Source organism: Pseudomonas sp. G3-19 (assembly GCF_054855875.1).
Genome location: NZ_JBMPIQ010000003.1, coordinates 3,601,203 through 3,615,432 on the forward strand (window position 1 = coordinate 3,601,203; position 14,230 = coordinate 3,615,432).

Below are 14,230 nucleotides of genomic sequence, written 5' to 3' on the forward strand. Positions count from 1 at the left end.
CTGTCGGGCTAACGGAGGTTTTTTTATGCAGATTTTCAAGGTTGGCGGTGCGGTGCGCGATCGCTTGCTCGGCTTACCGGTAACCGATATTGATTGGGTGGTGGTCGGCGCCACGGCAGACGAGATGCTCGCCAAGGGCTATCGCCCGGTTGGAGCGGATTTTCCGGTATTCCTTCACCCCAAGACCGGCGAGGAATACGCCCTCGCCCGCACCGAACGCAAAAGCGGTCGCGGTTATGGCGGCTTCACCTTTCACGCCAGCCCCGAAGTCACCCTCGAAGAAGACCTGATCCGCCGTGATCTGACGATCAACGCGATCGCCGAGGACGACCAGCAAAACCTGACCGATCCGTATCATGGCCAGCGCGATCTCGAAGCGCGCATCCTGCGCCACGTTTCCCCCGCATTCGCCGAAGATCCGCTCCGCGTGCTGCGCGTTGCGCGCTTTGCTGCCCGTTATGCCAGTCTTGGCTTCACTGTCGCACCAGAAACACTGGAACTGATGCGCCAGCTCAGCGAGTCCGGCGAACTGCAGGCGCTGACCGCCGAACGCAGCTGGAAAGAAATCTCCCGCGCACTGATGGAAGATCAGCCGCAGGTATTCATCCAGGTGCTGCGCGATTGCGGCGCACTGAAAGAACTGATGCCGGAAGTCGACGCGCTGTTTGGCGTGCCACAACCGGAAGTGCATCACCCGGAAATCGACACCGGCCTGCACACTCTCAGCGTTCTGGAGCAATCAGCGCTGCACGAACAACCGCTGACGGTACGCTGGGCTTGTCTGCTGCATGACCTCGGCAAAGGCCTGACGCCGGAAGAAGAGTGGCCACGACATATCGCCCATGAACACACTGGGTTGAAGCTGATCAAAGCGGTCAACGAACGCTTCAAGGCACCGAAGGATTGTCAGGAGTTGGCCTTGCTTGTCGGCAAGTACCACACCCACTGTCACCGGGCGCTGGAATTGAAGGCCTCAACATTGCTGGAGCTGTTGCAGAGCTTTGATGTGTATCGACGACCGCAGCGGTTTGAAGAGTTTATCGGCGCATGCGAAATGGACGCCCGAGGCCGTAAAGGGCTGGAGCAGAGAAGTTATCCACAGGCCGACTATTTACGCGGCGCTGCCCAGGCTGCGCGGGAAGTCGCGGTGCAGCCGTTGCTGGAGAAGGGATTCAAAGGCCCGGAACTGGGCGAAGCGCTGAAGCGAGAACGACTGAAGGCGCTAAAAGCCTACAAAGACAAGGCGTCAGCCTGAAAAGCTTCGCGAGCAAGCCCGCTCCCACAAGGGGAATGCATTCCAAATGTGTGGGCTTGCTCGCGAAAGCGGCCGTTAATTCAACGTAAATCCGAAGACGTCAGTTGCTGCCCACGCCACTCAAAGGCCACCGGCGCCAACACCTGATCAATCTGCGCCTCGGCCCACAACGTCGCGAAGCTTTTCCCCACACCTGGATGCACCCGATCCGGCGCAATCAGCGACAGCGGCCACAGCACAAAGGCGTTTTTCAGGATTTCGGCACGCGGCAGAATCAAGCCGTCGAAGTTACCGGTCAGATCGCCGTATAACAGCACGTCGATATCCAGCGGCAGCCCCTTGCGATCCGGCGCATAGCGACCGTTATCGGCTTCGATGAATTTCAGGCGCCGATCCAGCTCCATCAAGGGCAGATCGGTAAACGCCGAGACCACGAAGTTGAAGAAAGGCCCGCTCTTGATCCCCACCGGCTGACTCTCGAACACCGCCGAACAGCGGATATCCACCAGAAACGTCGCCAAAGCGTCGAGCCCGGCGCGCAAATGGGTTTCGCGCTCGATATTGCTACCGAGCCCGAGGTACACCTGAGTCAGCGACATCCGCGCTCGATCTCCACACCCACGCCACCCTTGGCCGCCGGCACTGCGCCCGGTTTGGTCAGCTTGAGGCGAACCCAGGTGATCTTGAACTCGGCCATCAATACTTCCACCAGACGCTCGGCAAAGGTCTCGACCAGTTGATACTGGGATTGCTCGGCAAAGGCCTGGATACGCGTGGAAACGCTGGCGTAATCGAGCGCCAGGGTCAGGTCGTCACCCGCGGCGGCCGGGCGATTGTCCCAGGCGAAGCTCAGATCAAGACGCAGGCACTGTCGAATGCCCCGCTCCCAGTCGTAAGCACCGATCACGGTGTCGACTTCCAGGCCCTCGATAAACACTCTGTCCAAGCACTTTTCTCCGCTGCACGACAAGGGCGCAATGCGCCGTTAGAATCAGGGCGTCCTCGCCCGGAATAGTTAGCATGTTTTGGTTACTGGCGACTCTCGCCTACCTGCTCGGCTCTCTGTCCTTCGCCATTTTGCTCAGCCGCCTGACCGGAAACCCGGATCCGCGAATGAGTGGCTCGGGTAATGCCGGCGCCACCAACATGCTGCGCCTGGTCGGTCGCAAACTGGCGATCCTGACCCTGCTCGGTGATCTGTGCAAAGGCCTGGTACCGGTGCTGATCGCAGCGGCCGCTGGCCTTTCGTTGCAGGATCAGGCCTGGATCGGCGTGTGCGCCGTTATCGGTCACCTGTTCCCGCTGTATTTCCGTTTTCGCGGCGGCAAAGGCGTCGCCACGGCTGCCGGCATGCTGCTGGGCCTGTATCCACCCGCCGCGCTGCTGGCGGTGTGCGCCTGGCTGCTGACGTTCTACCTGACCCGTACCAGCTCGCTGGCGGCGCTGATCGCCACGCCCCTGACCTTGCCCTTACTCGCGTGGCAAGAACCGGAAGCGCTGCTGCCGATGAGCGCGTTGACATTGCTCATCGTCTGGCGCCACCGCGGCAATCTACGCGACCTGTTTGCCGGGCGCGAACGGCATTTTTAAATACCGCTCAGCCACACCGCCAATCGCACCGCCAATCACAGTGCCGACAACTGCTCCATCGGCCAGCGCGCCTGCACGCTGATCGCCAGACTTTCCTGCTGACCGGCCTGCAAACGCTGACAACCGGCAAACGCGATCATCGCGCCATTGTCGGTGCAGAACTCCGGGCGGGCGTAGAACACATCGCCCTGCATGTCGCCGAGCATCTTTTCCAGCGAAGCGCGCAAGGCCTTGTTGGCGCTGACGCCGCCAGCGATCACCAGACGCTTCATGCCCGCGTGTTTCAGGGCGCGCTTGCACTTGATGGTCAAAGTCTCCACCACGGCCTGCTGGAACGCCAGCGCGATGTCGCAACGGGCTTGCTCGCTGTCGTCCCCGGCGTTGACGCATTGCTGCCAGGTGTTGAGGGCAAAGGTCTTCAAGCCGCTGAAGCTGAAATCCAGGCCCGGGCGATCACACATCGGACGCGGGAAGGTGAAACGTCCTGCGACGCCCTTCTCGGCCAGCTTGGCGATTTCCGGCCCGCCCGGATAATTGAGGCCCATCATTTTCGCTGTTTTGTCGAACGCTTCGCCGGCGGCATCGTCGAGGGTCTCGCCGAGCAGGCTGTATTGGCCAATGCCATCGACTTGAACCAGCTGCGTATGCCCCCCGGAAACCAACAAAGCGACGAACGGGAATTCCGGCGGTTTTGGCTCCAGCATAGGCGCCAGCAAGTGGCCTTCCATATGGTGCACACCGAGTGCGGGAATGCCCCAGGCAAACGCCAGCGCCTGAGCGCACGAGGCACCCACCAGCAACGCCCCGACCAGGCCCGGGCCCGCGGTGTAGGCGATCGCATCAATCTCGGTCGGCACGCAGTCAGCCTCGGCCAACACCTGACGAATCAAGGGCAGCATGCGTTTGACATGGTCACGCGAGGCCAGCTCCGGCACCACGCCGCCATAGACGCGGTGCAGGTCGATCTGGCTGAACAGCGCGTCGGCCAGCAGGCCGCGTTCACTGTCGTATAATGCGACGCCGGTTTCGTCGCAGGAGGTTTCTAATCCCAGTACTAGCATGGGTTTGCGCCTTGTTTAGGCTGAATTCGAAGGCGCGCATAATAGTCGCCATGCGATGCCCCGACTAGCGGTTTTCGATCAGAGGCTTTGCATTCCGAGCGATGAGGGGTTAACATCCGCAACCCTTAAAAACCGACGTCTTCAAGTGCTCTTTTGCCGCGAGGATGTTGACCCCGGTAATGAATGAAGGTAGCTCTGGATGCCAGCCGTCAAAGTTAAAGAGAACGAACCCTTCGACGTAGCTCTGCGTCGTTTCAAGCGCTCCTGCGAAAAAGCCGGTGTACTGGCTGAAGTTCGTAGCCGCGAATTTTACGAGAAGCCAACTTCTGAGCGTAAGCGCAAAGCAGCAGCCGCTGTTAAGCGTCACGCCAAGAAAGTTCAGCGCGAACAGCGCCGCGCCGTTCGTCTGTACTAATACACAGACGATCGTAGCAAGCTTCTTGCCTAAGCCCGGCCCTCAGCCGGGCTAATGGCATTTGCGTAAAACGCTTGATGCTTCACCGTCGAAGCCGCACACGCGACCGAGACAAATCTGCTTCACGCGTCAGACCTGGCTCTTTTGCCAGCGGTGCACGTCTTTTCTGACGAGCCTTTCAAGGCTACTGACGAGCACACCCACTGATTCCTCTTACGACGATCAGCCCAAGGCACCTGCATGCGTGCCCGCTTTATTGAGCTATCCGAGGCCATTTATCGGCCGTCAGCGGATTCAGCGCAACACTTTCAAATAGTCGAAAACTGATGAGTACTAACGTCAGTGGTTTTTCGGCAGATACACTTCCCGACAGCGATCACGCAACCGAACCCGGTCGAGCCGCCCATTTTGTGCGCCTCACTCAAGACCTGCGTCCGGCCGCCCTTCGCATCGGACTCATTACAGCGCAGACGAGAACGCCATGGCCGGGCTGATTCCCCAGAGCTTTATTGACGACCTCCTGAACCGCACCGACATCGTCGACGTGGTCAGCTCGCGTGTGCAACTGAAAAAGGCCGGCAAGAACTACACCGCCTGCTGCCCGTTCCATAAAGAGAAAACCCCATCGTTCAGCGTCAGCCCGGACAAGCAGTTCTATTACTGCTTCGGTTGCGGCGCCGGTGGCAACGCCCTCGGCTTTCTCATGGACCACGACAACCTGGATTTTCCCCAGGCGGTTGAGGACCTGGCCAAAGCCGCCGGCATGGAAATCCCCCGCGAAGAAAGTGGCCGCCCGCACAAACCGCGGCAGCCAACCGATTCGCCGCTGTACCCGCTGCTCACCGCCGCCGCCGATTTCTACCGCCAGGCGCTCAAGAGTCATCCGGCGCGCAAGGCTGCGGTGGATTATCTCAAGGGCCGCGGACTGACCGGCGAGATCGCCCGGGACTTCGGTCTCGGCTTCGCGCCGCCGGGCTGGGACAACCTGTTCAAACATTTGAGCAGCGACACTTTGCAGCAGAAGGCCATGATCGACGCCGGACTGCTGATCGAGAACGCCGAAACCGGCAAACGCTATGACCGCTTCCGCGATCGCGTGATGTTCCCGATCCGCGATACCCGCGGCCGCATCATCGCTTTCGGTGGCCGGGTACTCGGCGACGACAAGCCGAAATACCTGAACTCGCCGGAAACCCCGGTCTTTCATAAAGGCCAGGAACTCTACGGCCTCTATGAAGCACGCAAGAACAACCGCAACCTCGACGAAATCATCGTCGTCGAGGGTTACATGGACGTCATCGCCCTCGCCCAGCAAGGTTTGCGCAATGCCGTCGCGACCCTGGGCACTGCAACCAGCGAAGAACACCTCAAGCGTCTGTTTCGGGTAGTGCCGAACGTTTTGTTCTGCTTCGACGGTGACCAGGCCGGCCGCAACGCCGCATGGCGCGCACTGGAAGCAACATTGCCGTGCCTGCAGGACGGGCGCCGCGCGCGCTTTCTGTTTTTGCCCGAAGGCGAAGACCCGGACACCCTGGTTCGCGCCGAAGGCACTGATGCCTTCAAGGCCCGCATCAACCAACATGCGCAACCGCTGGCCGATTATTTCTTCCAGCAACTGACCGAGGAAGCCGATCCGCGCTCGCTCGAAGGCAAGGCCCATATGGCCACCCTCGCCGCGCCGCTGATCGACAAAGTGCCGGGCGCCAACCTGCGCATCCTGATGCGCCAGCGCTTGAGCGAAATTACCGGTCTGAGCAGCGAAACCGTCAGCCAGCTGGCGCAAAGCGCGCCGCAGGAAGCGCCGCCCGCCTACGATCCGGGCATCGATTACGACGCAATGCCGGATTACAGCGACTACCATCAGCCGCAGGCACAAGACATGTATGTGCCGCAGCAGGAGTGGACGCCGAAGAAACCCGGCGCCGGCGGCAAGAAATGGGACAAGAAACCCTGGGACAAGAACGGCAAGCGTGGCGGCGATCGCGATCAACAACGCCCGCGCACGCCGATTGGCGTCGAATCACCGACCCTGACCGCGCTGCGAACATTGCTGCATCACCCGCAACTGGCCGAGCGCGTCGAGGACGCCGGGCACATTGCGGACGAAAATCAGACCAACGCACAGTTGCTTGTGGCGCTGCTCGAAGCCGTACAGAAGAATCCCAAGCTAAACTCATTTCAGTTGATCGCGCGATGGCACGGCACTGAACAGGGTCGCTTGTTGAAAGCGCTGGCGGAAAAGGAGTGGCTGATTGACGGAGAAAACCTTGAACAACAGTTTTTCGACACCATTACTAGCTTGTCAGCCCGCCAACGCGAGCGAAATCTGGAACAGTTGCTCAGGAAAGCGCGTCAAAGCGAACTGAGCGCCGAAGAGAAAAATCAACTGCGCGACCTTTTAAGTCGCAATGTTTCCGCATCAAACCCGACCTCAACTGGCGCGTGAGGTCATAGCTCAGGTATAATCCTCGGCTTGTTTTTTGCCCGCCAAGACCTTCAGTGGATAGGGTGTTATGTCCGGAAAAGCGCAACAGCAGTCTCGTATTATTGAGTTGATCAAACTGGGTCGTGAGCAGAAGTATCTGACTTACGCCGAGGTCAACGACCACCTGCCCGAGGATATTTCAGATCCGGAGCAGGTGGAAGACATCATCCGCATGATTAACGACATGGGGATCCCCGTACACGAGAGTGCTCCGGATGCGGACGCCCTTATGTTGGCCGACGCCGATACCGACGAGGCCGCTGCGGAAGAAGCAGCCGCTGCGTTGGCAGCGGTGGAGACCGATATCGGTCGCACCACTGACCCGGTGCGCATGTACATGCGTGAAATGGGTACGGTCGAGCTTCTGACTCGTGAAGGCGAAATCGAAATCGCCAAACGTATCGAAGAAGGCATCCGTGAAGTGATGAGCGCGATCGCGCACTTCCCTGGCACGGTTGACCACATTCTCTCCGAGTACACTCGCGTCACCACCGAGGGTGGTCGCCTGTCCGACGTTCTGAGCGGTTACATCGACCCGGACGACGGCATTGCGCCGCCGGCCGCCGAAGTGCCGCCGCCGATCGACGCGAAAGCCGCCAAGGCTGACGACGATACCGACGACGATGACGCCGAATCTTCGGATGACGAAGAAGAAGCCGAAAGCGGTCCGGATCCGGTCATCGCGGCCCAGCGTTTTGGCGCTGTGTCCGATCAGATGGAAATCACCCGCAAGGCCCTGAAAAAGCACGGTCGTCACAACAAGGCAGCGATTGCCGAGTTGCTGGCCCTGGCCGAGCTGTTCATGCCGATCAAACTGGTGCCGAAGCAATTCGAAGCCCTGGTCGAGCGTGTTCGCAGTGCCCTGGATCGTCTGCGTCAGCAAGAGCGCGCGATCATGCAGCTGTGTGTACGTGATGCACGTATGCCTCGCGCCGATTTCCTGCGTCAGTTCCCGGGCAATGAAGTCGACGAAAGCTGGTCCGACGCCCTGGCCAAAGGCAAGAGCAAATACGCCGAAGCCATTGGTCGCGTACAGCCGGACATCATCCGTTGCCAGCAGAAACTGATCGCGCTGGAAACCGAGACCGGCCTGACCATCGCCGAAATCAAGGACATCAACCGTCGCATGTCGATCGGTGAGGCCAAGGCCCGCCGCGCGAAGAAAGAGATGGTTGAAGCCAACTTGCGTCTGGTGATCTCGATCGCCAAGAAGTACACCAACCGCGGCCTGCAATTCCTCGATCTGATCCAGGAAGGCAACATCGGTCTGATGAAAGCGGTGGACAAGTTCGAATACCGTCGTGGTTACAAGTTCTCGACTTATGCCACCTGGTGGATCCGTCAGGCGATCACTCGCTCGATCGCCGACCAGGCCCGCACCATCCGTATTCCGGTGCACATGATCGAGACGATCAACAAGCTCAACCGCATTTCCCGCCAGATGCTGCAGGAAATGGGTCGCGAACCGACCCCGGAAGAGCTGGGCGAACGCATGGAAATGCCTGAGGACAAGATCCGCAAGGTATTGAAGATCGCTAAAGAGCCGATCTCCATGGAAACCCCGATCGGTGATGACGAAGACTCTCATCTGGGTGACTTCATCGAAGACTCGACCATGCAGTCGCCAATCGATGTTGCAACCGTTGAAAGCCTGAAAGAAGCGACCCGCGAAGTGCTGTCCGGCCTCACTGCCCGTGAAGCCAAGGTCCTGCGCATGCGCTTCGGTATCGACATGAACACCGACCACACGCTCGAAGAAGTGGGCAAACAGTTTGACGTAACGCGTGAGCGGATCCGTCAGATCGAAGCCAAGGCGCTGCGCAAGCTGCGCCACCCGACGCGAAGCGAGCATCTGCGCTCCTTCCTCGACGAGTGATACCAGACCCCCCGGCCCAGGCCGGGGGTTTTGTTTATGCGGCAGATTAAATCCCTCGCACCGCCCCTCCCCGGCATACCCCGTCTACACTCGAAACAATGAATCCCGTGCCATAACGAGACGGTTATGCCCAGACTGGCGCCCGTGCTTTTCTTGCTGTCACTGATGATCTGGACCGCAACGGCTGACGCGCTGACTCTGACCGATGAAGAACGTAGCTGGCTGGCGGCTCACCCGGACTTGCGCCTGGGTGTCGATGCATCGTGGCCGCCGTTCGAGTTCCGCGATGAACAGAATCGCTATCAAGGCCTGGCCGCCGACTATATCGACGTGATCCGCCAGCGACTGTCGATCAAACTCAATCCGGTCGAGCCATCGAGCTGGACCGAAGTGCTGGCGCAGGTGAAAACCGGCAAGATCGACCTGCTGCCAGGAATCATGTCCACGCCGGAGCGCCAGAACTATCTGTCGTTTACCCGCCCCTACCTCGACTTTCCGATCGTGATTCTCGCCCATATCGGCGGCGCACAACCGCGCAAAATCGAGGACCTGTACGGTCTGAAGATCGCCGTGGTGGAGAACTACGCGCCCCACGAACTTCTGCGCACCCACCATCCCGACCTGAATCTGGTGGCCATGCCCAATGTCAGCTCGGCCTTGCAGGCTCTGGCTACCGACGAGGTAGACGCCGTGGTCGGCGACCTTGCCTCCAGCGTCTGGAGTCTGCGCCAGCTCAAGCTCGACGGTTTATACGTGAGCGGCGAAACCCCGTATCGCTATCAGCTGGCAATGGGCGTACCCCGCGACAACAAAATGCTGGTGGGTATTCTGGACAAAGTCCTCGCGGACATGAGCCCCGAGGAAATCAGCAGCATTCAGGAACATTGGGTCGGTAATGTTCTGGACCATCGGACATTCTGGTCGGACCTTCTGATCTATGGCCTTCCGGGCCTGTTGCTGCTGGTCAGCATTCTGGCGGTGGTCATTCGCATCAATCGCCGCTTGAGTTCGGAAATCGCCCGCCGCGTCGACCTCGAACAGGAATTGCGCAGCAGCGAATATCATTACCGCGGATTGGTCGAGAGCCTTTCGGCCATCGCCTGGGAAGCGCGCATGAGCGACTTCACCTACAGCTATGTGTCGCCCCATGCCGAAGATCTGCTCGGTTATCCACAGGCGCACTGGCTGATTCCGGGCTTCTGGCGCAACATCATTCACCCCGCCGACCTGACCCGCGCCCAGGCCATTTGCGATGAGGCGGTACGCGACGGACGCGATCACACCCTCGACTATCGGGTGATCACCGCTGACGGGCGCTGCCTGTGGGTGCGTGACATTGTCAGTCTGATTGAACATGGCCATGAGCCTGTGATGCGCGGGCTGATGATCGACATCAGCGAAACCAAGCGCACTGAGGAGGCGCTGCGGCTTTCGGAGCAGAAGTTCGCGTCGGTGTTCCAGCAATGCCCGGATATCCTCGTGATCGCGCGGTTGTCCGACGGCTGTCTGCTGGAGGTCAACGAAGCCTTTGAAGAACAGATCGGCCTCAAGGCCAAGGACGTCGTCGGCCAGACCGCCACCGAACTCAACATCTGGGGCATCCCCGGGGTCGGGCCCGGGCTGTTACAGCGCTTGCAGGCTGGCAGTATCCGCAACCTGGAGATGCCCTTTCGCCGCAACAATGGCCAGGTGTTCACCGGTCTGATCTCCGCCGAGCCCTTCGACCTCGACACCACTCCGGCGCTGGTGGTGGTCGTGCGCGACATCACCCAGCTCAAGGAAACCCAGCAGCAACTGCAAACCTCCGAAGAGAAGTTCGCCAAGGCCTTTCACGCCTCGCCGGACGGCTTGCTGCTGTCGCGTCAGAGCGATGGCTTGCTGTTGGAGGTCAACGAGGGTTTCAGTCGCATCACCGGGTTCAACAGCGCGATGTCGGTGGATCGCTCGGCGTTGGATCTGGGGATCTGGGTCAACCTCAACGAACGCAAGCAGATGCTCGACCTGCTGCACCGCGACGGCTTCGTACGCGATTTCACCTGCCATATCCGCCGCAGCGACGGGCAGATCCGTCTGTGCGAAGTGTCCAGCCGTCCGCTACCGATCGGCGAAGAAGATTGCATGTTGACCATCGCCCGGGACATCACCGAGCGCCATTTGATGCAGGAAAAACTGCAGCAGGCGGCCACCGTATTCGAGAGCACCGCCGAAGGCGTGTTGATCACCGACACCCAGCAGCACATCAGCGCGGTGAACCGTGCGTTCACCGAAATCACCGGCTACAGCGAAAGCGAAGCCCTCGGCCACACCCCGCGCCTGCTCGCCTCGGGGCTGCACGACAGCGCGTTTTACGCGGCAATGTGGCACCAGTTGACTGCTGAGGGACACTGGCAGGGCGAGATTTCCAACCGGCGCAAGAACGGCGAGTTGTATCCGAGCTGGCTGACCATCAGCGCCGTACGCAACCGCGACAAGTTCATCACCCACTTTGTTGCGGTGTTTGCCGATATCTCCAGCCTCAAACACGCACAAGCCAAGCTCGATTATCAGGCGCACCACGACCCGCTCACCGGCCTGCCGAATCGCACCCTGTTCGAAAGTCGCCTGCTCACCGCGCTGAACAGTCAGCAGGAAAACGGTGGTCAGGGCGCGGTGCTGTTCCTCGATCTCGACCGCTTCAAACACATCAACGACAGCCTCGGCCACCCGGTTGGCGATCTGCTGCTCAAAGGCATTGCCGTGCGTTTGAAAGAACAACTGCGTGATATCGACACCGTCGCACGACTGGGCGGTGATGAATTCATCATTCTGCTGCCGGGTCTGCAACAAGCCAGCGATGCCGACAACATCGCATTCAAACTGCTCAACTGCTTTGGCGCACCGTTTCAGGCCGGTGAGCACGAGTTCTTCATCAGCGCCAGCATCGGCACCAGCCTCTATCCACGGGATGGCTGCGATGTCGCCACCTTGGTGAAAAACGCCGACGCGGCGATGTACCGCTCCAAGGCCAAGGGCCGCAACCGCGTCGAAAGCTACACTCGCGACCTCACTGCCCAGGCCAGCGAGCGCGTGGCACTGGAGCACGAACTGCGCCGGGCCATCGAGCGCGAAGAGTTGTTCCTCTACTACCAACCGAAAATCAGCCTCGACGACCATCGCCTGGTCGGCGCCGAAGCACTGATTCGCTGGCGTCACCCGACCTTCGGGGAAGTGCCGCCGGAGCACTTCATTCCACTGGCCGAAGAGAACGGCATGATCCTGCAGATAGGTGATTGGGTGCTCGAAACCGCCTGTCGGCAGATGTTCGAGTGGAATCAGATCTACGACAGCCTTGGCCCGCTGTCGGTCAACCTGGCCGGCGCGCAACTGCGCCAGCCGAATCTGCTCGGGCGCATCGAACAACTGCTCAGGGACAACCGTCTGCAGCCGGATTTACTGCAACTGGAAATTACCGAAAACTTCATCATGAGCCAGGCCGAAGAAGCACTGGCGGTGCTGCACCAGCTCAAACACTTGGGCGTACAACTGGCGATCGACGACTTCGGCACCGGTTATTCTTCGCTCAGTTACCTCAAACGCCTGCCGCTGGACATCCTCAAGATCGACCAGTCCTTTGTTCGCGGACTGCCCGATGACCCGCACGACGCGGCGATTGTCCGCGCGATCATCGCTCTGGGCCGGAGCATGCAATTCACCGTGATCGCCGAAGGCGTCGAAACCCAGGCCCAGCAACAATTCCTCGCCGCCGAAGGTTGCGAACAGATCCAGGGCTACATCGTCAGCCTGCCGCTGCCCCCGGAAGAATTCGCCGCAACGTTTCTTCGTGTAACCGTATCGGATTATTCGGATAGCACAGCCGCCAAACCGTCGCTATAATCCGCGGCCTACTGAGGGCCTATAGCTCAGTTGGTTAGAGCAGAGGACTCATAATCCTTTGGTCCACGGTTCAAGTCCGTGTGGGCCCACCAAACATACAAAGGCTTATGCTTGATGGCATAGGCCTTTTTTGTTTTTGTGTCTCGTCAGCCACTCAGTCGACCCCATCCACCTGGATGTGAGTGGTGCCTGCGGGTCATACGTAAAATCAAATCGCAACGGAGCATGCAATGAGCGTAATGGAAAAGGAACTTCCAGAAATACACATCGACGATACCATCAAAGTTCTTGAACACTTGAGTACATGCAGACCCCTGAAGGCATCTGCACGGCGTAGCAGACTCGAAGTGAATGCGGAGAAATTTGCCAATTGGTGTCTCATTCTCGGCGGTGCCGGGATGGCCGTCGCGGCCTGCATGGCCTACTGGCATACGTCGCAGACTCCGTTGCCGGAAGAGGCCAAATATCTGGCTCTCTATCTTGTGTTCTTCTCGACAATATCTACTTTGCTGTCACTGCTTACACCCATGGCGGCACTGGTCTACGCGCTTTTCCGATGGGAGACCATCACCTTGAAAAGCATGATTGCCGATGTCAGACACGAGAATGCGTTGGTAGATTCACTTGAACCTCATTCGGAAGTGGCACTTCTAGATGCAAAGTATTGGCTCGAACTCAGAATCAATCGAGCAGAAGCGCGTGTCGCCCTGTTTTTTGGAGAAAAAGCTGCAGCCCTTGCTCTGCTGGGAACGGCCTACGTCTGCGCGGAAAAATTCGGCGGTTTCCCCTGGATCAGTAAGACCTTGTTGGCCGGACCTGTGAGCGGAAACTGGGGTGATAGCGCCTTATTGATGATCATTGCCTTGGTACTCGGTCTTTCAATAGGAGCGGTATTGCTCAAACGCGTAAATCTCCGATACCGCTTCCAGATCGAACTTATCGATCAAGCCTTACGCAGAATGGCCAGATAACGGTCAATCCAACGCATAAAAATCCGCGCAATTACGCGGATTTTTCTGTCCACTCTTCGCGCCCCGTTGGCCAATCATTCGATTACCGCCCACAAGCGTCTCGTCGGTTGAGCCTGTAACATGCTCGCTCCAAGATCCGCGCCCTATGGAGCCTTCCTTGCCCGACATCCGCCCGCCCGTGCTCGATGAAATCGACCGGCAGCTAATCGCCGCCCTGCAAATCAACGCTCGCGAGAGCGTGGCCATGCTTGCCCGCCAATTGGGCATTGCGCGCACCACAGTGACGTCGCGACTGGCGCGTCTGGAAAAGGCCAAGGTGATCACCGGTTATGGCGTACGTTTGGGGCAGCGCGTGGTCGATGGCGGGTTGCAGGCGTATGTCGGGATAAAGGTGCAGCCGCGTTCCGGCAAAGAGGTATTGCGCCGGTTGAGCGCGATGGCGCAGGTGCAGCAGTTGTGTGCGGTGAGTGGCGAATTTGATTATGTGGCGTGGCTGCGCACCGACTCGCCGGAGCAGCTCGATCAGTTGCTGGATCAGATTGGCAGTGTGGATGGGGTGGAGAAGACCACGACCTCGATCATTTTGAGCAGCAAGATTGATCGGGGGCAGCCGGTTTGAGCGCTGGTGAGCTTGATTGCCTCATCGCGAGCAGGCTCACTCCTACATTTGGTCGGAGTGAAGTCAGTAATCGTCATATTGATCA

At 59.2% G+C, this 14,230-nt stretch carries 11 protein-coding genes and 1 tRNA gene; 9 read left to right on the plus strand and 3 right to left on the minus strand.

Features of this window, described 5'->3' with window-relative positions; translation table 11 throughout:
- The first annotated feature begins 25 nt into the window (after positions 1-25).
- On the plus strand, positions 26-1,255 hold the full coding sequence (locus ACOYXI_RS16620) for a multifunctional CCA addition/repair protein (RefSeq protein ID WP_461675063.1): 1,230 nt from the start codon (positions 26-28) through the stop codon (positions 1,253-1,255).
- 80 nt (positions 1,256-1,335) lie between these two features.
- Here ACOYXI_RS16620 and folK read toward each other — a convergent pair whose 3' ends face one another.
- Both folK and folB read right to left on the minus strand, forming a co-directional pair.
- Positions 1,336-1,854 carry a 2-amino-4-hydroxy-6-hydroxymethyldihydropteridine diphosphokinase gene (gene folK, locus ACOYXI_RS16625; RefSeq protein WP_097089125.1) on the minus strand — a complete coding sequence of 173 codons (519 nt, stop codon included), beginning with the start codon at positions 1,852-1,854 and terminating at the stop codon, positions 1,336-1,338.
- Positions 1,845-2,201: a dihydroneopterin aldolase gene (gene folB, locus ACOYXI_RS16630; RefSeq protein ID WP_003228857.1), complete on the minus strand. Its 357-nt coding sequence runs from the start codon at positions 2,199-2,201 to the stop codon at positions 1,845-1,847. Before folB ends, folK begins: the two co-directional genes overlap by 10 nt.
- 74 nt (positions 2,202-2,275) lie before the next feature.
- Here folB and plsY point away from each other — a divergent pair, with 74 nt between their 5' ends.
- Positions 2,276-2,845 carry a glycerol-3-phosphate 1-O-acyltransferase PlsY gene (gene plsY, locus ACOYXI_RS16635; RefSeq protein WP_027610711.1) on the plus strand — a complete coding sequence of 190 codons (570 nt, stop codon included), beginning with the start codon at positions 2,276-2,278 and terminating at the stop codon, positions 2,843-2,845.
- A 35-nt stretch (positions 2,846-2,880) separates the two neighbouring features.
- Here the strand turns inward: plsY and tsaD are convergent, their stop codons facing one another.
- Positions 2,881-3,906, minus strand: coding sequence for a tRNA (adenosine(37)-N6)-threonylcarbamoyltransferase complex transferase subunit TsaD (gene tsaD, locus ACOYXI_RS16640; protein ID WP_139055805.1), 1,026 nt, complete (start codon positions 3,904-3,906; stop codon positions 2,881-2,883).
- Between the two features lie 199 nt (positions 3,907-4,105).
- Here tsaD and rpsU point away from each other — a divergent pair, with 199 nt between their 5' ends.
- From rpsU to ACOYXI_RS16675, 7 genes are all read left to right on the plus strand, one after another.
- Complete coding sequence (gene rpsU / locus ACOYXI_RS16645) at positions 4,106-4,321, plus strand: 30S ribosomal protein S21 (RefSeq protein WP_002551877.1); 216 nt, start codon at positions 4,106-4,108, stop codon at positions 4,319-4,321.
- A 481-nt stretch (positions 4,322-4,802) separates the two neighbouring features.
- Positions 4,803-6,767: a DNA primase gene (gene dnaG / locus ACOYXI_RS16650; protein WP_135296688.1), complete on the plus strand. Its 1,965-nt coding sequence runs from the start codon at positions 4,803-4,805 to the stop codon at positions 6,765-6,767.
- A gap of 67 nt (positions 6,768-6,834) precedes the next feature.
- Entirely contained in the window at positions 6,835-8,682 is a 1,848-nt protein-coding gene (gene rpoD / locus ACOYXI_RS16655; RefSeq protein ID WP_027610709.1) for an RNA polymerase sigma factor RpoD, read from the plus strand.
- A gap of 126 nt (positions 8,683-8,808) precedes the next feature.
- Positions 8,809-12,555 carry a bifunctional diguanylate cyclase/phosphodiesterase gene (locus ACOYXI_RS16660; RefSeq protein ID WP_115988768.1) on the plus strand — a complete coding sequence of 1,249 codons (3,747 nt, stop codon included), beginning with the start codon at positions 8,809-8,811 and terminating at the stop codon, positions 12,553-12,555.
- A 15-nt stretch (positions 12,556-12,570) separates the two neighbouring features.
- A tRNA-Ile gene (locus ACOYXI_RS16665) sits at positions 12,571-12,647 on the plus strand.
- A 138-nt stretch (positions 12,648-12,785) separates the two neighbouring features.
- Entirely contained in the window at positions 12,786-13,526 is a 741-nt protein-coding gene (locus tag ACOYXI_RS16670) for a hypothetical protein (protein WP_134787475.1), read from the plus strand.
- Positions 13,527-13,683: 157 nt separating this feature from the next.
- The gene (locus ACOYXI_RS16675) at positions 13,684-14,145 is read left to right on the plus strand and encodes an Lrp/AsnC family transcriptional regulator (RefSeq protein ID WP_007910086.1); all 462 of its coding nucleotides are present in this window, start codon (positions 13,684-13,686) and stop codon (positions 14,143-14,145) included.
- Positions 14,146-14,230: the final 85 nt, after the last annotated feature.